The organism is Amycolatopsis mediterranei (assembly GCF_026017845.1).
GTDB classification, from domain to species: domain Bacteria; phylum Actinomycetota; class Actinomycetes; order Mycobacteriales; family Pseudonocardiaceae; genus Amycolatopsis; species Amycolatopsis mediterranei.
In genome coordinates this window covers 4,456,634-4,476,505 of record NZ_CP100416.1, presented here as the reverse complement: position 1 = coordinate 4,476,505, position 19,872 = coordinate 4,456,634, and the positions used below count along the sequence as shown (strand labels likewise).

Below are 19,872 nucleotides of genomic sequence, written 5' to 3'. Positions count from 1 at the left end.
CGGTATAGCACCTGCGGCACGCCCGGAACAACGCCCGGGCGTCCGCCGTCCGTGTCAGCCGAGACTCCACCGCTGGTTGCTGCCGCCGTTGCAGGACCAGAGTTCGACCGGGGCGCCCTCGGCGGTGGACGCACCGGTCACGTCCAGGCACAGCCCGGACCGCGCCGCGGTGACGCTGCCGTCGGCGTTGAGGTTCCACTGTTGGTTGGCTTGGCCGTTGCAGGACCAGACGATCACCTTGGTTCCCGGACTGGTGCCCTGGCCGGAGGCGTCCAGGCACAGCGGCGTGCCGGCCGGCGTGACGGTCAGCTCGGCGGCGGCGGTCCGCGTCCAGGTCTGCCCGGCCCGTCCGTCACACCCGCCGATGGTCACCTGCGTGCCCGCCGCGCCGGCCGGGGGCGCGGCAAGGCACTTGGCCGCGCCCACCGCGTGCAGCGGGCCGGTGTTCCCGCCTCCCGGTGGCGTGCCGCCGCCGGGCACGTACGGGCACTTGGGCGTGTAGATCGAGATGGAGCGGGGATCGGGGGGCGCCGGGCACAGGAACGGCGGGTGCCGGGTGTCGCTGTCCAGGAAGGTTTTCAGCCACGGGATCAGCAGTTTCATCTCGACGTTGTTCGGATGGGTGTAGTAGACGTGGTCGGCGCCGGCGATCTGGGCGAAAACGCTCTGCGTCGAGGCGGGCATGGTGGCGTAGAGACCGCTGAGGTAGGACGGCGTGACCACGGTGTCGTTCTGCCCGCCGAGCACCATCGTCGGCACCTTGTCCGTGGCCAGCGACAGGTTGCCCACCGGCGAGCCGGGCGCGAGCCCGATCGCGGCCTTGAGCGAGGGCCGGTTTTCCGCCGCGAGCATCGCCCCGGCCCCGCCCGCGGAATGGCCGAGCACGGCCAGCCGGTTCGGGTCGACCCGGTCGCGCACCGGGCTCTGCGTCGTCAGGTAGTCCAATGCGGCCAGCAGTTCGGTGCCGCGGGCGTCGGCGCTGTCGGTGCGGCTGTTCGTCTCCACGCCGAGCACCACGAACCCGAACGAGGACAGCCACGGCCCCATCCACGCTTCCTCGTTGGCGAACAAGGCGGAATAGCCCGGCACGATCGCCAGCGCACCCCAGGTACCCAGGCTGGTGTCGGTCGGGTAGTACACCGTTCCGCCGTTGAACCCGTGGCCCGCCGGCACGCTCGCCGACGTCGTCGCGAACGGACCGGTGCTCGATTCGATCATCGCCACCGTCGGATCGGGGCCGCGCTGGTACGGGTTGGCCGGCGCGCTGTCCCGCGGCCGGGCGAGGGCGGGCCCCGCCGCGAGCACGGCCACGGCCAGCGTGGTCATCGCGGCCAGGATCGCCACGAAGAGCCCGGTCGCCCGGGCCGTCGTCCTGCCTCGTTGCATGCTCGCCTCCACTGCCGAGCGGACATTCCGCCTCAGGGTGGCAAGACAACTCCGCGACTTCAACGACGACCGCACCCCCGGGGGAACCACCGCGCCCGCACGCCACCGGATCGTCGCTGGTCACCCGCTCGTTTCGACGCGGCCGCCGGCCCGCGATCACCCGGCTACGACGGGAAACTTTCATCGGCAAGCCCTCACTTGGCGAGCAAGGTGAGCAGCCGGGACACCTCGTTCCGGACCGCGTCCCGGCCGGGAGCCAGGTAGCGGCGGGGGTCGGTGAGGGCGGTGTGCGTCCCGAGCGTCGAGCGCACGGCTTCGGTGAGCACCTGGTTCAGCCGCGTCCCGATGTTGACCTTGACGATGCCGCTCGCCACCGCCCCGCGCAGTCCCTCGTCGGGTACGCCGGAAGAACCGTGCAGGACGAGCGGCACCGGGACGCTGTGCGCGAGCGCGGCGATCAGCTCCTCGTCCAGTACCGCACTGCGATCGGCCATGGCGTGCGACGAGCCGACGGCCACGGCAAGGGAGTCCACGCCGGTCGCGGCGACGAACTCGGCGGCCTCGCCCGGGTCCGTGCGCACGCCCGGGGCGTGGGCGCCGTCCTTGCCGCCGATCTCGCCGAGTTCCGCCTCGACGCGGCAACCCGCGGCGTGGCAGCGTTCGACTACGGCCTTCGTCCTGGCCACGTTTTCGGCGTAGGGCAACGCGGCGGCGTCGAACATGACGGACGTGATGCCCAGGTCGAGCCCCTCGCGGATCAGCTCCTCGTCCTCGATGTGGTCGAGGTGGACCAGGACGGGCACGGTCGCGTTCTCGGCCAGCCGCAGGCAGGCGAGTGCGAACGGCGCCAGGGAACCGTGGTAGCGGACGGCGTTCTGCGAGATCTGCAGGACCACCGGCAGTCCGCTGTGCTCCGCGCCGGCCACGACGGCTTCGGCGTGCTCGATCAGGATCGCGTTGAACGCCCCGATCGCGCGCCGCTGCGCTCGCAGGTCGTCCAGCAAGGCGGCCCAGTTCATCGGTTCCTCTCCACTTTCACCGCGTGCATCCATTTGTCCCTGGCCGCGACGTCGACCTCGCCGGCGACCGGCCGCAGCACGGCGGCGGCCGACGTGGCGACCACGTCCGCCAGCGTCACCGGCCAGTCCACTTCGGACACTGCACCGGCGGCAGCCAGCCGCAGCGCCAGTGCGGCGGCTCCCGCGTCTCCGGCACCGGCCGAATTGCCGCTGACGACTTCCGCGGGCCAAGCGCGCCAAGTGCCCTCGGCGGTGACGGCGATCGCGCCGTCGGGGCCGAAAGTCGCCACCACCGCCGGCGTTCCCGCGGCCACGAGCTTTTCGCAGGCCTCGAGGCCCGGGCCGGCCAGCTCCGCCAGTTCGTCCTCGTTCGGCATGAGCACCGCGCCGCTCCCGGCGGCCTCGCGCAGAGCGGCGCCGGAGACGTCGGCGATGACCGGCACGTCGTGCCGGACACACAGCCGAGCCAGCTTCGCGGGGACGTCGGCGCCCAGCCCCACCGGCACACTTCCGGAGATCACGACGGCTCCCACCCCGGCCGCGAGCTCGGCGCGGAGCGCGTCGAGGACGCCTGCTTCCCCGCTCGTGGCAGCCGGGAAGCCGTTCTCCTGCACCATCGTCGTCCCGTCGGCGGGCGTCACCACCGCCACCGTCCGCCGCACCGCGGGCAGCGCCGGGACGAGCCGGTGCTTAAGTCCCAGCTCGTCCAGGCCGTCCCGGAACTCGTCGGGTGTCCGGGTGGTGGTCAGCGCGAGCACCAGGCTCTCGCCGCCCAGTTCGCGCACGACCGCCGCGACGTTGACGCCCTTGCCGCCGGCGCGGGCCCGGACGTCCGACACCCGCGTGGTCCCGCCCAGGCGCAGTGCGTCGGCCCGGTAGGTCACGTCGATGGCGGGGTTGAGGGTGACCGTGACGATCCGCGGCGTCATGACACCGCGCTGCCGGGGACCAGCTCCGTGGACTTTTCCGCGCGGTAGACCATCAGGGTCGAACCGACGAGGGCGAGCACGATGCCCGCGATCTGGAACCCGGTGGGGGCGGCGCCGAAGAACAGCAGCGACAGGACGATGGTCAGCACGGGGGCGAGGGCGTTGGTCACCGGCGCCACGATCGACGCCTTGCCCCGGCTCATCGCCATCACGAGGAACAGCGCACCGACCGCGTTGAGCAGCTGGGTGCCCGCGGTGAGCGCGGGCGCCTGCCACGGGAACCCCAGCGGCAGCCCGCCCATCATCAGCACGGCGACCGGGATCAGCAGCAGGCCGCTGATCGTCATCCAGCCGAACGTCGAAGCGTCGTCCACGCCGGCGAGCGCGGCTTTGCGCATGAAGAACGCCTGGACACCCCACGCCACGCAGACAGCCGCGGCCAGCACCAGGTAGAGCCACCCGCTGTCACCGCCGTCGCCGGTGGAGACGGAGAACAGGACGACGGCGACGAGCGCGAGCACCACGCCGGCCCACGACCACCCGCCGAGCCGTTCCCGCAACGCCCCGAACGCCAGCAGCACGGTGACCGCGGGCGAAAGCGCGACGATCGGGAAGATGACGTAGGCCGGTCCGATCGTGAGGGCTTTGAACAGCAGCAGCTGGCCGCCCGCGCCGGTGAGCCCGATCAGCAGCCCGTACCCGGCGGCGACGCGACCGCGGTCGAGCTTCTTGCCGCGCAGCGAGAACCACGCGGGCACGAGCATGGTCAGCGACCAGACCACGTACACCATCGGGTCGGGGTAGGCGTAGAGCTTGGTGGGCAGGGCCGAAATGGCCCCCCACACTCCCCAGAACACCACCAGCAGCCCCGCGTACGGGATCCAGCTGTTCGCGCGGGTGAACGACATGTCGGCTCCTCAGTGCGGCAGGGACGCGGTCGAGTGGACTTGCTCGGCCCGCAACGGGTGTCCGTGCAGGCGCGCCGCGTAGAGCGCGGCACCGATGTGCGGTTCCAGCAGTGGCGCACGGAGGTCGTACTCGAGGGACAGCGCATCGCGGAACGACGACAGGACGTGCGCCGACCCGAACATGCCGCCGGAGTACGACACCGGAACCCGTTGGGCAGCCTCGAATTCCAGCGCCACGCGGCCGACGTCCACGAGCAGCGCGAGTTCGCGCCCGGCCTCCCGCAGCACCCCGGTCGCGACCGCGTCACCGGCGTCCGCGGCCTGGGCCACGACCTTGCTCAGGCTCGCGATCCGGCCCCGGTCGCCGTGCCACCGGTTCACCACGACGTCGATCGCGTCGAAGTCGGCGGCGAGGCCCAGCGCCTGGCGCATTTCCCCGACCAGCGGGCCGGCGGGCAGCCGCCCGTCGACCATGCGGCTGAACGCGTTCAGGCCCTGGATCGCGACCCAGTAGCCGGAGCCTTCGTCACCGAACAGCTCGCTCCAGCCACCACCGCGCCACTGCCTGCCGTCGTGCTCGCCGTAGGCGATCGAGCCGGTGCCGGCGACGACGTTGATGCCGTCGATCGCCCCCAGCGACCCGGCCCAGCCGCAGATCATGTCGTTGCCGCAGCGGTAGTTCCCGGTCCCGAGGATCCGGCCGGGGATCGCGTCGAGCACCGGCACGTCGGCGCTGATCTCCCCGTAGGCGGGCAGGCCGAAGAAGGCGTGCGTGATGTCCGGGACCGCAATGCCCGCGGCCTCGCACACTTCACCGATCCCCTGGCGCAAGAGGGGTTCCACGATCTGCAGGCCTTCGCTCAGGTAGTACACGCTCGCGGTCCTGGCCTCCGCGACCACCCGGCCGTCGAGACCGACCAGGCAGAACGCCGTCTTCGTCCCGCCACCGTCGACACCGAGGAACACGTCAGCTCACCTCCGGGGCCGCGAATTCGTGGATGACCACGCCCTGCACGACGCGGTTCACCTCCCCTTCGGGGAACGGGTTGTCCGGGGTGATGCCCAGCGCGAGCGAGCACGCGAGCGCCGTGGTCTGCGCCGCGATCACGGCGAGCAGCGCGTACCCGGCCACGGGGACGCGGGGTGGCGAGGGCACGGGCCAGACCCGGGCGCCACCGAACTCGGTGGCGTCGTCCCCGCCCACCACGACCACCCGCTCCTCGCCGAGGGACTGCACCAGCTCGCGCGCGATGTCCACGTCGTACCGCCGAGCGTGCGGATCGGTGGACAGGAAGACCACGGCGATGGTGCGCTCGTCGAGCACCGACTTCGGTCCGTGCCGGAACCCCAGCGCGGAATCGGCGATGCCGACCACTTCACCCCGGGTCAGCTCCAGGCACTTGAGCGCGGCCTCCCGGGCCAGCCCGCGGAGCGGCCCGGAACCCAGGAACACCAGCCGGGCCGGCTTGGCGCCGGAGATCGCCGTCGCGTGCTCGGCGGCCCCGTCGAGCACCGCCGACCCGGCGCGCGCCAGCGCCTCGACGTCGACGTCCACGCCGAAGGCGAGCAAGGCCGCCAGCGCCATCCCGGTGAACGACGAGGTCATCGCGAACCCGCGGTCGTTGACCTCGTCCGGCAAGGCCACCACGACCGCGTTCCCGGCGCCGGACCACCGCCGCGCCAGCTCGCCCGCGGGGTCGCAGGTGATCACCAGGTGCCGCAGGCCGGGCGTCAGCCGGTGCAGCAGATCCGCCGCCGCGACGGACTCGGGGCTGTTGCCGCTGCGCGCGAAGGACACCAGCACGATCGGCCGGTCGTCCACGACCACGGCCAGCGGATCGGCGACGATCTCCGTGGTCGCGATCGCCTCGACCGGCCGGCCGAGGTGCCGCGCGAGATCGCGGGCCACGACCTCGCCGACGAACGCCGAGGTGCCCGCGCCGGTGAGCACGATCCGCCGTCGCTCGTCGCCGAGGAGCTTCTCGATGTCCGGCCGGGCCCGCCGCACGGCCTCCGCCACCCGGAGCCAGGTGGCGGGCTGCTGCCCGATCTCCCGCGCGGTCCAGCTGTCGCCGGACCACCGCCCGCTGCTGTGCATAGGTGCTGCCTCCGATTTCCGGGACGTACCTTCCGGAGGGTCATCCGCTGCTGCGCGAGGGGCAAGGTTCACTGTCCAAACGCGCATTCGGAATGAGCGTTTCGCCGGCTGTCGTAGGCTCGGCCCATGGCCACGCGGAAACGGCGCACCACCCGAGCCGAACGGCTCTCGGAACTTCTGCGGGTGCTCGCGGACACCGGCTCGCTGCACGTGGGCGAGCTCAGTGCGCGGTTCGGCGTCTCCTCCGCCACGCTGCGGCGCGATCTGGCCAAATTGGAGGAACAGCGGCTGCTGACCCGCACCCACGGCGGCGCGCGGCCCCGGGGGCACACGAACGAGGTGCCACCGCCCTACCGGGAAAGCCGTTCCCCGGAGGCCAAACGCGCCATCGTGCACGCGGCGATCCGCACGCTGCCGACCGGGCCGCACGTCATCGCCCTCACCGGCGGCTCCACCACGAGCGAACTCGCCAGGGAACTGCCGGGCCGGGCGGATCTGACGGTGGTCACCAACGCGTTGAACATCGCGATGGACCTGGCCTTGCACCCGCGGCTGAAGCTGGTCGTCGTCGGGGGTGTGGCCCGGCCCCAGTCCTACGAGCTGGTCGGGCCATGGGCCGAGCACGTGCTGGCCTCGATCAGCGTCGGCACGGCGTTCGTCGGCGTGGACGGCATCGACGCGACGGCGGGCATCACCACGCACGACGAGAACGAGGCCCGGACCAACCGCGCCATGCTGGGCCGCGCCCAGCGCGTGGTCGTGCTGGCCGACGGCAGCAAGCTCGGGCGGAGCACCCTCGCCCGGATGGGGGACATCCAGGACGTGCACGAGGTCATCACCGACGCCTCCGCCGCGCCCGCCGCGGTCGCGGCGATCCGCCGGGCCGGGGTCCGGGTCACCGTCGTCGAGGTCGGCTCCGCCAAGGACCGCTGAAACGCTCATCGCGAATGCGCGTTTGGTTGACCGCGGTGATCGTCCTGCCTACCTTTCGCCGGACAACAGCCCCGACGATGATGGAGTCCGGATGAAGCGTTCTCTCCCCGTCCACGGCAACCGATTCGCTTCTTTCACGGCGGTGGGCGCGCTGGCCGCCGGCCTGCTCGCCGCGGCCGCCGCCCCGGCCTCGGCCGCGGTCACCCTGCCCCCGCAGGCCGCCGGGTTCGACTACCAGATCGGCGGCGCCTACACCCCGCCGTCGGGGGTGCAGATCGTCAGCCGCGACGTCTCCGCGGCCCCGGCGAGCGGCAAGTACAACATCTGCTACCTCAACGCTTTCCAGGCGCAGGAAGGCGCGGACGGCGACTGGCCGAGCGACTTGCTGCTGCGCGATTCGAACGGCAACAAGGTCGTCGACCCGGACTGGAAGGAGACCCTGCTCGACCTGCGCACGTCCGACAAGCGCACCCGGGTCGCGGCCAAGGTCGACGGCTGGATCGACACGTGCGCCTCGAAGGGGTACCAGGCGATCGAGCCGGACAACTACGACAGCTACAGCCGGTCCAAGAACCTGCTCACCACCACGCACGCGCAGGAGTACATCAAGCTCCTGTCCGCCCACGCCCACAGCAAGAACCTCGCCATCGCCCAGAAGAACACCCCGGAACTGGCCGGCAACCGGGTCGCCAACGGCCTCGACTTCGCCGTCACCGAAGAATGCGGGGAATACGAGGAGTGCGCCGACTACGCGGGCCCGTTCAACAACCGGGTGGTCGACGTCGAGTACACCGCCTCGGGCATGAGCAAGGCCTGCCCGGACTGGAAGAGCAAGATCAGCATCGTCCGGCGTGACCTGTACGTGGTGCCCCAGGGAACGAGCGGATACGTCCGCAAGACCTGCTGACGCGCGCACCTTGACACGTCCGAGCACGCTCGCTTTACTGCTGTCCACGTCGAACCGAACACCCGACGTCAGAGGTATGCCCAGCCGGTATGTCGGTTCTCACCGCGAGCCCGGACTGAGTCGCCAGGACCCGCTGGTGGTCCGAGGCGGGGTCGTGCCCACCATCATCCGGAGCAACGATGATGTCATTCCCGTTCCCCGGCAAGACCCGCTGATGGACCGCCGCGGATTCCTGCGCGGCGCCGGTGGTCTGGCCCTCGGTGCCGCCCTCGCCGGGTGCGGCCCGGCGAAGGCCACCGGCGGCCCGGTCACGGTCGAGATCTGGCACGGCCAGACCGACACCGGCAAGAAGGTGCTCGACGCGCTCGTCGCGGACTTCCACCGGACCCACCCCGGGATCCGGATCGACCTGGGCGGTGGCGTCCTCGCCGACGCGATGCTCCAGAAGATCACCGCGGCGCTCGCGTCGGGCTCGTTCCCGGACATCGCCTACGTCTTCGGCTCGGACCTCGCGAGCGTGGCCCGCAGCCCCAGCGTCGTCGACGTCACCGACCTCGTCGACGCCGGCCCCGGCTTCTGGGCCCCGGCCCGGGAAGCGGTCACCGTCAACGGCCGCGTCCGCGCGGTCCCGGCGCTGCTCGACTCGCTGGCCGTGGTGTGCAACAAGGCGCTGTTCGCCGGCGCCGGGATCCCGGTGCCCGCCGCGGGCTGGACGTGGGCCGACTTCGTCGCCACCGCGCGGAAACTCACCGACGCGGGCAGCGGCACCTTCGGCACCGCCTGGCCGGCCACCGGCGACGAGGACACCGTGTGGCGGCTGTGGCCGATGGTGTGGGACCTCGGCGGCGACGTCATCGGCGCCGGCGGGCGCGGCATCGGCTTCGCCGACCAGGGCGTCCGCGCCCTCGAAGTCCTCCGCGACCTCGCCGCGGCGCACGCGGTCTACCTCGACCCGAAGACCGGCAGCGAGCAGATGTACCAGGCGTTCGAAGCCGGTCACATCGGCATGGTCCCGACCGGGCCGTGGCAGCTGCCCGACATCGCCGACGCCGGGATCGACTACGCGGTCGTGCCGTTGCCGACCTTCAGCGGCCGTCCGGTCACCATCTCCGGCCCGGACACCTGGACGCTGTTCGACAACGGCGAAGAACGCGTGGCGGCGGCGCGCACCTTCCTGTCCTGGCTGGCGGACCCGGCCCAGGACGTCCGCTGGGACGACGGCGCGGGCAGCCTCCCGCTGAGCCGCGGGACGCAGCAACTGCCCGCGTGGCAGGAGAAAACCGCGGAGACCCCGGGCCTGCCCGTCTTCGTCGACGCGCTGGAGAACGCCCGCGTCCGGCCCGTGCACCCGGCCTACCCCCAGGTGTCGGCGGCGCTCGGCACCGCGATCGTGGCCGTGCTGCTCGGCCGGGCGACGCCGGCCGACGCCATGCGCGACTGCGCCGCGGCCGCGAACGCCGCCCTGATCATTCCGCGATAGGGAGCCGCCATGCCCGGACTGCCGAGGCCCATCACCGTGCCAAGCCGAGGCTCCGCCTCGGGCCGGGGGCTCCGCCACCCGGACCCCCCGAAAAGCTCAGTCACACCGAGCCGACGCCGGCGGCGCGAGACCGCGGCCGCGTGGGCCTACGTCTCCCCCGCCGTGCTCATCATCCTCGGCCTCGGCGTGGTGCCCGTGCTCTGGTCGCTGGTGCTGTCCTTCCAGGTCGACGACCTGGTGACGCCGAGCCGCTGGGTCGGCCTGGACAACTACGCCGCGCTCGCCCAGGACCCGCACTTCGGCCAGGCCGTGGAAAACACCGTGCTGTACACGGTGCTCTACGTCCCGCTCAGCATCCTGTTCGGGTTCCTGCTGGCGCAGGCGCTGAACCGGCGCATCCGCCTGGTCGGCGTCTACCGGACGCTCGTGTTCGTCCCGTTCGTGCTGTCGGCGACCGCGCAGGGCGTGCTGTTCTCCTTCATCCTCGACCCGCAGTTCGGGGCGGCCAACTCGCTGCTGCACCACCTCGGGATCTCGCCGCAGGGCTTCCTGACCGACCCGGCGCAGGCGCTGCTGGTGCTGGTCGGCATCACGCTGTGGAGCGGCACCGGCTTCTGCGTCGTGGTGTACCTGGCCGCGCTGCAGGACGTCCCGCCGTCGCTGGTCGAGGCCGCGCGGCTGGACGGCGCCGGAACGTGGCGCGTGCTCCGGCACGTGACGCTGCCCGCGGTCACCCCGGTGACGGCGTTCCTCGTGCTGTGGCAGCTGATCACGTCGCTGCAGGTGTTCGACCTGGTCTACGTGACGACCAAGGGCGGTCCGCTCGGCTCGACGACGGTCGTCGTCTACTTCGTCTGGGAGCAGGCGTTCAAGAACTTCACCGCCGGCTACGGCGCGGCGTCGGCCTACGTGCTCGCGCTGGCCCTGCTGGTCGTCGTGGTCGCCGTCCGCCTGCTGCGCCGGCCCGGGAAGGCGCTCCGATGACCACACAGCCCGCCGAAATCGACGTGCCCGCGACCCGCGCCGCGCTGCCCGTGCTGCGCCCGCCCCGGCTGCCCTTCAGTCCCTGGCACCTGCTGCTGGTGCCACTGGCGCTGCTGTTCGCGGCGCCCTTGGTGTGGCTGCTGCTCAGCTCCGTGATGAGCAACGCCGAGATCAACCGGTTCCCGCCCGCGCTGTGGCCGTCCCACGTGGACTTCGCCGGGTACCGCTATGTCCTCGAGAACGCGCTGTTCCTGCGCTGGTTCACGAACTCGCTGATCGTCTCGGCGGTGACCGTCGTGTCGAACCTGCTCTTCGGCACGCTGGGCGGGTACGCGTTCGCGCGGATGCGGTTCACCGGCTCGCGGGCGCTGCTCGCGCTGATGGTCGCGACGATGGCGATCCCGTTCCAGCTCACCATGATCCCGACGTTCCTCGTGATGAAGAAGCTCGGCCTGATCGACACCCTCGGCGCGCTCATCGTGCCGTCGCTGGTGACGCCGTTCGCGGTGTTCCTGCTGCGCCAGTTCTTCCTGTCGCTGCCCCGGGAGCTCGAAGAGGCGGCGTGGATCGACGGCTGCTCGCGGCTGCGCGTGCTGTTCACCATCGTGCTCCCGCTGTCGCGGCCCGCGCTGAGCACGGTGGCCGTGCTGACGTTCCTCAGCACGTGGAACGACCTGACCTGGCCGCTGATCGCGGTCAACCACGACACGACCTACACGCTGCAGCTGGGGCTCACGACGTTCCAAGGCCAGCACCACACGAACTGGGCCGCGGTGATGGCGGGCAACGTCATCACCGTGCTGCCCGTGCTGCTGGCCTTCCTCGGCGCGCAGAAGACGTTCATCCAGTCGGTCACCTCCAGCGGGCTCAAGGGCTGAGGCGTCCACTTCGTACGAATCGGATCGGACTTTTCGATGACCACCAAGATCACCTTCGTCGGCGCGGGCAGTGTCGTGTTCACCCAGGGCCTGCTCGCCGACCTGTTTGCCTACCCGGAGCTGGACGGCGTGCACGTCGCCCTGCACGACATCGACCCCGAGCGGCTGGCCACCGCGCTGGCCGCGGCCCGGCGGATCGCCGAGGTTCGGGGTGTCAAACCGGTGCTCACCGCGCACGCGGACCGCCGGGAAGCGTTGACCGGCGCGGACTTCGTCGTGGACATCGTCCAGATCGGAATGGCGGCGGCGACGCGCATCGACTTCGAGGTCCCGGAGCGCTACGGGCTGCACCAGACCATCGGCGACACCCTCGGCATCGGCGGGATCTTCCGCGCGCTGCGGACGTTCCCCTTCCTCAAGGCGCTCGGGGCGGACATCGCCGACGTCTGCCCGGACGCGTGGCTGCTGAACTACACGAACCCGATGGCGATGAACGTCCAGTACCTGAGCGAGGCCACCGGGCTGACCCGGGTCGTCGGGCTGTGCCACTCGGTGTACTGGACCGTGCACGGGCTCGCCGAGCTCGTTGGGGTGCCGTTCGACGAGGTCACCTACGTCGCGGCCGGCGTCAACCACCAGGCGTGGGTGCTGCGGTTCGAGCACGCGGGCGCCGACCTCTACCCGCGGCTGCGCGAGCTGGCCGAATCCGACGGCCAGCTGCGGCGGCGCGTCCGGTTCGACATGCTGCGGCGCCTCGGTTACTACCCGACGGAGACCAGCGAGCACTCCGCCGAGTACGTGCCCTGGTACCTCAAGCACGACACCGAGATCGAGCGCCTCCGCCTGCCGATCGGGGACTACCTCGGCATCGTCGCGGAGAACGAAGCCGAGTACGAGCGGACGCGGAAGGCGATCGCGGCCGGCGAACCGCTGCCCGTCGAGGGCACGGGCGAATACGCGCCGCAGATCGTCCACAGCCTGGTCACCGGCACCCCGCGAACGGTGTACGGCAACGTCGTCAACCGGGGCCTGATCGAGAACCTGCCGTCCGGCGGCGTGGTCGAGGTGCCGTGCCTGGCCGACGGCACCGGCATCCGGCCGACCCGCATCGGCGCGCTGCCACCACAGCTCGCGGCGCTCAACCGGACGTACCTGAGCGTCAACGACCTGGTCGTGCGCGCGGCCGTCGAGGACGACCCGCACCACATCCGCCACGCGGCGATGATCGACCCGGCCACGGCGGCGGCCCTGCCGGTCGAGCGGATCTTCGAGCTGTGCGACGACCTGGTCCGCGCCCACGGCGACCGGCTGCAGCCCGCCCTGCGCGCCGTCCTCGGCCGCTGACCGCGGCTTCCGGGGAACGCGGACCCGCCGCGGTACTGCCCCCGTGGTGGTCACCGCCGTCGGCGGCGTGGCGCCGCACACCTACCAGTGGCGGCAGGTTTCCGGCGGCTGCCGCCACGGGCTGGAGCGAGCCGCCGGCCGGCTGCCGTGACCGTGGTTGGATACCCGCTCACCGAGCTTGTCCGCGGCAAATGGTTTACGCTACCGTGCATTGGGAGCGCTCCCAGTCCCCTCGCATTCCGTGAGAGAGGAACACCATGCGAGATACCGTGGGAAGGAAGCGCGCGGTCCTCCGAGCGGTGTGCACCGTGGTGCTGTCGGGCCTGGGTGTCGTGCTTCCGGCACCGGCCGCCTCGGCCGCCACCGTGGACACCGGCGCCTCGTACGTGCTGGTCAACCGCAACAGCGGGAAGGCGCTGCCCGGCTCCGGCGGCGCCAACCAGCGGTGGCAGCTGGTCAAGCTGGACGCCGACACCACGCCACCGACCGCGCCGGCCGATCCCCGCACCGCGAACCTGACGTGCACCGGGGTGACGTTCTCGTGGTCGGCGGCGTCCGATGACGTCGGGGTGGCCTTCTACGACGTCTACCACGACGGGCAGCTCATGACGTCGGTGCCGGGCACGGCGCTGTCGGCCGAGCTGACCGTCGTGCCGGGGGCCACCTGGGGCCTGTACGTCAACGCCCGCGACGCCGCGGGCAACGTCTCCCAGGCCAGCCCCACGGTCCCCCTCAGCGTTCCGCAGTGCGAGGCCGACACCGAGCCGCCCACCACGCCCACCGGCGTGACGGCGACCGCGTCGGGCACCACGGTCACCGTGCGCTGGTCGCCGTCCACCGACAACGTCGGCGTCACGGGCTACGAGGTGCTCCGCGACGGCACCGTGGCCGGCTCGACCAGCGGCGCCACCGCGACTTCGTTCACCGACAGCGGCCTGGCCGCCAACACCCGCTACCAGTACCAGGTGCGGGCGCGCGACGCGCAGGCCAACCGGTCGGCCCCGAGCACCGCGGTCGCGGTCACCACGGGCGCCTCCTGCGCCACGGCGCTGTGCTCGGTCACCCGGGTCACCACCGAAACCGACCTGCCGTGGGGGTTGACCACCCTGCCCGACGGGCAGGTGCTCTACAGCCGCCGCGACACCTTCGAAATCGTCCGCCTCGACCCCGCCACCGGGACGAAGACCGTCGTCGGCCGGACGCCGGACGTGGCCGGAACCGACGGCGAGGGCGGGGTTCTCGGCCTCGCCGTGGCCGCCGGCTTCGCGGCCGATCCGTGGCTGTACGTGATGCACACCAGCTCGACCGACAACCGGGTGGTGCGCGTCCGCTACACCGGCGGCGTGCTCAGCGGCACCCCGCAGGTGCTGCTCACCGGCATTCCGCGCAACAAATACCACAACGGCGGCCGGCTGCGCTTCGGGCCCGACGGCAAGCTCTACATCTCGACCGGTGACGGCCAGAACGGCGACTGGGCCCAGGACCTCACCGTCCTCGCCGGCAAGGTCCTGCGCATCAACCCCGACGGCTCCATCCCGTCGGACAACCCCTTCGGCACCCCGGTGTGGAGCTACGGCCACCGCAACCCGCAGGGCCTGGCCTTCGACGCCCAGGGCCACCTCTGGGAACAGGAGTTCGGCAACTCCGTCATGGACGAGACCAACCTGATCGTCCGCGGCGGCAACTACGGCTGGCCCCGCTGCGAAGGCACCACGGGCAGCTGCAGCGAACCCGGCTTCATCGCGCCCAAGCACACCTACCCCGTCGCCGAGGGTTCGTGCAGCGGCATCGCCGTGGTCCGCACCGGCCTCTACATCGCCTGCGAGCGCGGAACCCGGCTGTACCGGGCCGAAATCTCCGGTGACAGCCTGACCGACGTCCAGCAGTACCTCAACGGCACGTACGGGCGGCTGCGCACGGTGGAACCGTCCGCCGACGGCGGCTTGTGGCTGACCACCAGCAACTACGGCGACAAGGACAGCATCCCGAACAACAGCAACGAAAGCATCCTCAAGGTCGAGCTCGGACGGTGAACCCCGGCCGCGGGCCGGGACCACCGGCCCGCGGCCGTTCCCGTCACGGAAGGAGAGTCGTCATGGCGCACCGCAGGACACCCCGCCACCGTCGCCTGTGGACGGTGACGGCGGCGGCGCTCGGCATCGCGGGCGTGGTGGCGCCCGCGGCGTCGGGCACCACCACGGCAGCACCGTGCACCCCGGGCGCGACCTACGGTCCGCCGTTGCCGAGCCAGGCGGTGGCGGCCCAGCTCGTCCGCGGCGGGTTCACCTTCCTCGAAGGGCCCACCTGGGACCGGCGGACGGGCACCCTGCTGCTGTCGAACCTGCAGAACCCCACCGGCCCCCAGGGCGTGCAGCCGTCGGCGGTGCTCCGGTACACGCCGCCGGCCACCTTCGAGACGTTCATCGCCGACTCCGGCAGCAACGGACTGGCGATCAGCGCCGACGGCACGCAGGTGCTCGCCGCCACCCACGACAACCGCACCGTTTCCGCCTACCGCCTGGCCGACCGCAGCCGGACGACCGTCGCGGCGAACTACCTCGGCCACGCGTTCAACTCGCCGAACGACCTGACCACCGGCCAGGACGGCACCACCTACTTCTCCGACCCGAACTACCAGCGCGGCAACCGCGCCGACGAGCAAGGCGGCCGGACCAGCGTCTTCCGCGTCCGCGACGGCGTGGTCAGCCTCGTCGACGACACCCTGCGGCAGCCGAACGGCGTCGTCCTGTCCCCGGACGGAAAAACGCTCTACGTGGGGGCCACCGGCGCGAACGTGATCATGAAGTACACCGTCTTCCCCGACGGCAGCACCGGCAACCGCACGACGTTCGCGAGCATGCGGACCCCCGACGGCGCCACCGTCGACTGCGCGGGCAACCTGTACTGGGCCTCCTCCGACGAAGGACTGGTCCATGTCTTCTCCCCGGCAGGCACCCAGCTCGGCACCATCTCCGCCGGGCGCAACACCACGAACGCGGCGTTCGGCGGCCCGGACGGGCAGACGCTGTACCTCACGTCCGGTTCCTTCGGCGGCGGGTTCGGCCTGTACCAGACGCACCTCAACGTGCCGGGCAACCCGTACTGAGCGAACCGGCGAACGTCCCGGAGCGTCGAGTGGCTTTCCCCTGTGCCGGGTGACGCCAAGACGATCGGACCCCGGCACCGTGAGATGGCCGCCGCCCGTCTCCGGAGGAATCACATGGTGCGAGCAACGTTCACCGATCTGCCGGCCCGCCGGTTCCGCAAGCCCCGGCGGCACCGGGGTGCGGCCGGCGATCGGCGGGCTCGTCACCCCTTCCGGGGACTCGCCGACCGGTTCGGCGGCGGTGCGCACCCGCCGCCGGTTCCGTGGGCTCCCGAGCCCGGCCCCGGGACCGGCGGCGCCCCGCTGCCCCGCGCGCTCGTCGTGCTGCTCGGGGCCGCCGCCGCGGTGGTCGTGCTGGCCGGCGTGCAGGCCGTCGCCTGGTTCGCCGGGCCGGTCTTCCTCGCCCTCGTCGTCGTCCTCACCCTCGACCCGGTCCGGACCTGGCTGCGGCGCAAGGGATGGCCGCGCTGGCTGACCGTCGGCGTGCTGGTCGTCACCGTCTACGCGATCCTGGTCGGCTTCTTCCTCGTCTTCGTGGTGTCCGTCGCCCAGCTTTCGGCCCTGGTCCCCCGCTACACCGGGCAGGTCGACGAGCTGGTGCGCGACGGGCTGAACGTCCTCGGCCGGTTCGGCGTCAGCGAACCGGAACTGCGCGCCATGGTGTCCTCCCTCGACACCGGAAAACTCGTCGGCCTGGCCGGTTCGCTGCTCGCGAGTGTCGGCGGCCTGGTCACGAACCTGGCGTTCCTGTTCGCGCTCTTGCTGTTCCTCAGCGCCGAAACGGCCTGGGCCGGCCAGCGCCTCGGCCGGATCGCGCGCGACCGGCCGTGGATTTCCGCGGCATTGCGGAGTTTCGCCTCGGGCACCCGGCGGTACCTGGTCGTGACGACCGTGTTCGGCGCGCTCGTGGCGGCCCTCGACACCACCGCACTGGCCCTGCTGGGCGTCCCGGGCGCGCTGCTGTGGGGGCTGCTCGCCTTCGTCACCAATTACATCCCGAACGTGGGTTTCGTGATCGGGGTCGCCCCACCCGCGGTGATCGCCCTGCTCGACGGCGGCTGGGGCAGCCTGCTGGTGGTGCTCGTGGTGTACGCCGGGCTGAACTTCGTGGTGCAGTCGCTGGTCCAGCCGCGGTTCGTGGCCGGATCGGTCGGACTGTCCACTTTGGTCACCGTGCTCGCGCTGGTGTTCTGGACCTGGCTGCTGGGCCCGCTCGGCGCGATCCTGGCCGTGCCGGCCACCCTGCTGGCCAAGGCCCTGCTGGTGGACGTCGACCCGCGAGCCTGCTGGGCGGATGCGCTGTTGTCCGCCCCGCGCCGGGAGAACGACTGAACGTCCGAAGGGCTCAGGTCAGCCCCTGGTGGCGGGCCACCACGACGGCCGAGCGCCGGTTGTTCACCCCGAGCTTGCCGTAGATGGCCCGCACGTGCGTCTTCACGGTGTTGACCGAGACGGTCAGGTCCGAGGCGATCTCGTCCAGGGACCGCTGCGACGGCAGGCGTTGCAGCACCACCTGTTCGCGGTCGGTCAGGCCGCTGGGCGGGGCGTGCGGGACGAGCCGGCTGCGGACCGCCTGGGCGAACCGGTCCAGCGAGCCGAATCCGCCGGAGTGGTCGATCAGCAGGTGGCCGATCTGCGGCTCGGCAAGGGCGAAGGGCCGCACCAGGCCGTTCGGCCGGGCGAGGGCGAGCGCGCGATCGAGGGCGTGCAGCGCCTTGGTCCGGCGGTGCGAACGCAGCGCCAGTGCGGTTTCCGCCAGGCACCGGTCGACCGGGGTGGCCGGCAGCAGCGCGGCCGCCGCGCCGGTGTCGCGCAGGACCGCCTCGGCCGCCGCCGGTTCGTCCGCCGCCAGGTGGGCGCGGACCCGCAGGAGGGCCAGCTCGCCGCTCCCGGGCAGCCGCTCGTGCATCCACGCGAGCACCTCGGCCGCGTGCACGCCTTCGGCCAGCGCCAGTGCCGCCTGGTATTCGGCGACCGCGCACACCGCGATGATCTCGGGCGGCAGGTCCAGGCCGGCGAGCCGGTGCCGCGCCACGCGCATCACCTGCGAGCCCGCAGTCCGGTCGCCGTCGTCGAAGCGCACCATGCCTTCGAAGAACTCGCGCAGCGGACCCAGCAGCGGCGCGCCGCCGGGCACTTCCGCCGCGGCCGCCTGGGCCAGCTCACGGGCCGCGGCGACCGGCTCGGCGCGCATCAGGTCGTCGTAGGCCAGCATCAGGTGGCATTCCGCCACTCCCGGAGACCGGCGCCACCCGTGCCGCCGGGCGACGGCCAGCGCTCCCGTGCAGGCCCGGCGCATGGCCGCGTGATCGCCGCCGACGGCGGTGGCGACGGCCAGCGCCAGCCGGCTGTGCAGCACGAGGTGGTCCAGCCGGTCCGCGTGCGCCAGGCGCAGGGCCTCCTGGCCCTGGGTGACGGCGTGCCGGCGGGCACCGCGGCGCAGCGACCGCCACGCGCGGTCGAGGGTGAACCAAGCATCGAAGCCCGGCGGCGGCGCCGCCGGCAGCCCGGTCTCCGGCGGGCGTTTTCCCGTGACCAGGGCCAGGTGCCGGGCGGCGAGGGGCCACAGGCCGTCGTCCGCCGCGCCGAGATCGGCCGCGGCTTCGGCGGGCAGCCCGCGCTGGACGTTCTCCACCGCCGAGGCCAGCCGTAGCGGCAGGTTCGCGGCGACCGTCGCCGCGCCCAGGTGGGTGAGCGCGATCCGCACCGGCTCGCCGTCGCCGGTCAGCACCTGGCGCACGCCGTGATCCCGGGCCAGCACCAGGACGCGCTGCCGGTCGCGGGCGGCCACGGCGTGCCGGAGCGCCTCCCCGTACCGGCCTTCGCCGGCGTACCAGCCGGCGGCGATCCCGTGCAGCCGGAGGACCCGCTGCGGGTCCTGCCGGGCCAGCTCGGCCCGCAGGAACCCGCGGAGCAACGGCGGCAGGCGGTAGGTGTCGGCGGGCGTGCGGGTGACGAGACCCATCGCGCGCTCGAGGTCGTCCAATCTCGCCCCGGCGTCCCCGCGGCCCGACAGGCGGACGGCGAGCGCCGGACCGACGGCGTCGCAGACGCAGAGGCACAGCAGGAGATCCGACGTCGCCTCGGGCAGCCGGGCGAGCACTTCGTCGGCGAAGAACCGGGCCACGGCACGCTCGTCGCCGGTGACGGAGGCGACGAGCCCGTCCGCGTCGTCGGCTTCGCGCACCGAAACCGCGGCCCAGCCCAGGGCCGCGGCCCAGCCGCCGGTGCGTTCGGTGAGCTCCCGGACGCGGTCGTCGCTCACCGCGCTCCCGGTGGCGCGCAGCAGGTTCGCCGTTTCCCGGGCGCTGAACCGGAGTTCGGCCGCCTCCACCCGGGACAGGACGTCTTCGACGTGCAGCCGGGCCAGCCGCAGCCGCGGCTCCACCCGGGTCACCAGCACCAGCCGCATCGCGGCGGGCAGATCGCGGGCCAGGGCCGCGAGGGCCTCCAGCGGTTCCGCGCGGGAAATCTCCTGCAGGTCGTCCAGCACCAGCCGCACCGGCCGGGCCGGGGCGGCGAGCGCGTCGTCCAGATCGGCCAGGAAGGCCCGCCGCCGCCCGGGTGACGGCGGGCCGAGCCGGTCCAGACCACGGTCGCCGGGCACCGCGGGACAGCGGCGCAACGCGGCCAGGATCGCCGCCCACAACCGTGGCTCGTCGTTGTCGTCTTCGTCCAGGGACACCCAGGCGACGTCGTGGCCGTCGCCGGCCCAGCCGGCGAGCGCGGTGGTCTTGCCGGCCCCGGCCGGCGCCCGGACCACCGTGACGGGCCGGGTGGTGGCGCGGTCCAGCACCGTCGTGAGCCGGGGACGGGGCACGAAGATGCCCGGCAGCCGCGGCAGGGCGACCTTCCCACCGGGAACCGGGCGGGAAGAGAGCGTCGTTCGATCGGGCACGT

General features: G+C 72.4%; 16 protein-coding genes. 9 read left to right on the top strand and 7 right to left on the bottom strand.

Going from position 1 to position 19,872, the window contains the following annotated elements; genetic code table 11:
- Positions 1-54: 54 nt before the first annotated feature.
- From ISP_RS20755 to ISP_RS20730, 6 genes are all read right to left on the bottom strand, one after another.
- A complete protein-coding gene (locus tag ISP_RS20755; protein ID WP_014467039.1) occupies positions 55-1,386 on the bottom strand; it encodes a poly(ethylene terephthalate) hydrolase family protein in 1,332 nt (443 codons plus the stop codon).
- A gap of 194 nt (positions 1,387-1,580) precedes the next feature.
- Positions 1,581-2,405, bottom strand: a complete 825-nt coding sequence (locus ISP_RS20750) for a class II fructose-bisphosphate aldolase (protein ID WP_013225774.1) — start codon at positions 2,403-2,405, stop codon at positions 1,581-1,583.
- A complete protein-coding gene (locus ISP_RS20745) occupies positions 2,402-3,334 on the bottom strand; it encodes a 1-phosphofructokinase family hexose kinase (RefSeq protein ID WP_013225773.1) in 933 nt (310 codons plus the stop codon). Before ISP_RS20745 ends, ISP_RS20750 begins: the two co-directional genes overlap by 4 nt.
- Positions 3,331-4,242, bottom strand: a complete 912-nt coding sequence (locus ISP_RS20740) for a DMT family transporter (RefSeq protein WP_013225772.1) — start codon at positions 4,240-4,242, stop codon at positions 3,331-3,333. The genes ISP_RS20745 and ISP_RS20740 overlap by 4 nt, the downstream gene beginning before the upstream one ends.
- 9 nt (positions 4,243-4,251) lie before the next feature.
- On the bottom strand, positions 4,252-5,208 hold the full coding sequence (locus ISP_RS20735) for an N-acetylglucosamine kinase (RefSeq protein ID WP_013225771.1): 957 nt from the start codon (positions 5,206-5,208) through the stop codon (positions 4,252-4,254).
- Position 5,209: 1 nt separating this feature from the next.
- A complete protein-coding gene (locus tag ISP_RS20730) occupies positions 5,210-6,340 on the bottom strand; it encodes an SIS domain-containing protein (RefSeq protein WP_013225770.1) in 1,131 nt (376 codons plus the stop codon).
- A 126-nt stretch (positions 6,341-6,466) separates the two neighbouring features.
- Here ISP_RS20730 and ISP_RS20725 point away from each other — a divergent pair, with 126 nt between their 5' ends.
- The 9 genes from ISP_RS20725 to ISP_RS20685 all read left to right on the top strand — a co-directional run bounded on the left by ISP_RS20725 (position 6,467) and on the right by ISP_RS20685 (position 17,304).
- Complete coding sequence (locus ISP_RS20725; protein ID WP_013225769.1) at positions 6,467-7,273, top strand: DeoR/GlpR family DNA-binding transcription regulator; 807 nt, start codon at positions 6,467-6,469, stop codon at positions 7,271-7,273.
- A 91-nt stretch (positions 7,274-7,364) separates the two neighbouring features.
- Complete coding sequence (locus ISP_RS20720) at positions 7,365-8,180, top strand: endo alpha-1,4 polygalactosaminidase (RefSeq protein ID WP_013225768.1); 816 nt, start codon at positions 7,365-7,367, stop codon at positions 8,178-8,180.
- Positions 8,181-8,334: 154 nt separating this feature from the next.
- Positions 8,335-9,660, top strand: coding sequence for an ABC transporter substrate-binding protein (locus tag ISP_RS20715; RefSeq protein ID WP_235190569.1), 1,326 nt, complete (start codon positions 8,335-8,337; stop codon positions 9,658-9,660).
- 162 nt (positions 9,661-9,822) lie between these two features.
- Entirely contained in the window at positions 9,823-10,644 is an 822-nt protein-coding gene (locus ISP_RS20710; protein ID WP_013225766.1) for a carbohydrate ABC transporter permease, read from the top strand.
- Positions 10,641-11,522, top strand: coding sequence for a carbohydrate ABC transporter permease (locus tag ISP_RS20705; RefSeq protein ID WP_013225765.1), 882 nt, complete (start codon positions 10,641-10,643; stop codon positions 11,520-11,522). The genes ISP_RS20710 and ISP_RS20705 overlap by 4 nt, the downstream gene beginning before the upstream one ends.
- 36 nt (positions 11,523-11,558) lie before the next feature.
- On the top strand, positions 11,559-12,866 hold the full coding sequence (melA, locus tag ISP_RS20700; protein ID WP_013225764.1) for an alpha-glucosidase/alpha-galactosidase: 1,308 nt from the start codon (positions 11,559-11,561) through the stop codon (positions 12,864-12,866).
- 299 nt (positions 12,867-13,165) lie between these two features.
- Positions 13,166-14,899: a PQQ-dependent sugar dehydrogenase gene (locus ISP_RS20695; protein ID WP_013225763.1), complete on the top strand. Its 1,734-nt coding sequence runs from the start codon at positions 13,166-13,168 to the stop codon at positions 14,897-14,899.
- Between the two features lie 62 nt (positions 14,900-14,961).
- Positions 14,962-15,972 (top strand): SMP-30/gluconolactonase/LRE family protein, encoded by a 1,011-nt coding sequence (locus ISP_RS20690; RefSeq protein WP_013225762.1) that lies wholly within the window; start codon positions 14,962-14,964, stop codon positions 15,970-15,972.
- A 114-nt stretch (positions 15,973-16,086) separates the two neighbouring features.
- The gene (locus tag ISP_RS20685; RefSeq protein ID WP_013225761.1) at positions 16,087-17,304 is read left to right on the top strand and encodes an AI-2E family transporter; all 1,218 of its coding nucleotides are present in this window, start codon (positions 16,087-16,089) and stop codon (positions 17,302-17,304) included.
- A 13-nt stretch (positions 17,305-17,317) separates the two neighbouring features.
- On the opposite strand, the gene ISP_RS20680 is transcribed toward ISP_RS20685, so the two are convergent.
- Positions 17,318-19,870 carry a LuxR C-terminal-related transcriptional regulator gene (locus ISP_RS20680; protein ID WP_013225760.1) on the bottom strand — a complete coding sequence of 851 codons (2,553 nt, stop codon included), beginning with the start codon at positions 19,868-19,870 and terminating at the stop codon, positions 17,318-17,320.
- Positions 19,871-19,872 lie beyond the last annotated feature (2 nt).

Bases quoted from the DNA above. Each gene is read 5' to 3' on its own strand.
- melA (WP_013225764.1), top strand. From the start codon at position 11,559: ATGACCACCAAGATCACCTTCGTCGGCGCGGGCAGTGTCGTGTTCACC.
- ISP_RS20690 (WP_013225762.1), top strand. From the start codon at position 14,962: ATGGCGCACCGCAGGACACCCCGCCACCGTCGCCTGTGGACGGTGACG.
- ISP_RS20725 (WP_013225769.1), top strand. From the start codon at position 6,467: ATGGCCACGCGGAAACGGCGCACCACCCGAGCCGAACGGCTCTCGGAA.
- ISP_RS20705 (WP_013225765.1), top strand. From the start codon at position 10,641: ATGACCACACAGCCCGCCGAAATCGACGTGCCCGCGACCCGCGCCGCG.
- ISP_RS20750 (WP_013225774.1), bottom strand. From the start codon at position 2,405: ATGAACTGGGCCGCCTTGCTGGACGACCTGCGAGCGCAGCGGCGCGCG.
- ISP_RS20755 (WP_014467039.1), bottom strand. From the start codon at position 1,386: ATGCAACGAGGCAGGACGACGGCCCGGGCGACCGGGCTCTTCGTGGCG.
- ISP_RS20720 (WP_013225768.1), top strand. From the start codon at position 7,365: ATGAAGCGTTCTCTCCCCGTCCACGGCAACCGATTCGCTTCTTTCACG.
- ISP_RS20745 (WP_013225773.1), bottom strand. From the start codon at position 3,334: ATGACGCCGCGGATCGTCACGGTCACCCTCAACCCCGCCATCGACGTG.
- ISP_RS20730 (WP_013225770.1), bottom strand. From the start codon at position 6,340: ATGCACAGCAGCGGGCGGTGGTCCGGCGACAGCTGGACCGCGCGGGAG.
- ISP_RS20740 (WP_013225772.1), bottom strand. From the start codon at position 4,242: ATGTCGTTCACCCGCGCGAACAGCTGGATCCCGTACGCGGGGCTGCTG.
- ISP_RS20685 (WP_013225761.1), top strand. From the start codon at position 16,087: ATGGTGCGAGCAACGTTCACCGATCTGCCGGCCCGCCGGTTCCGCAAG.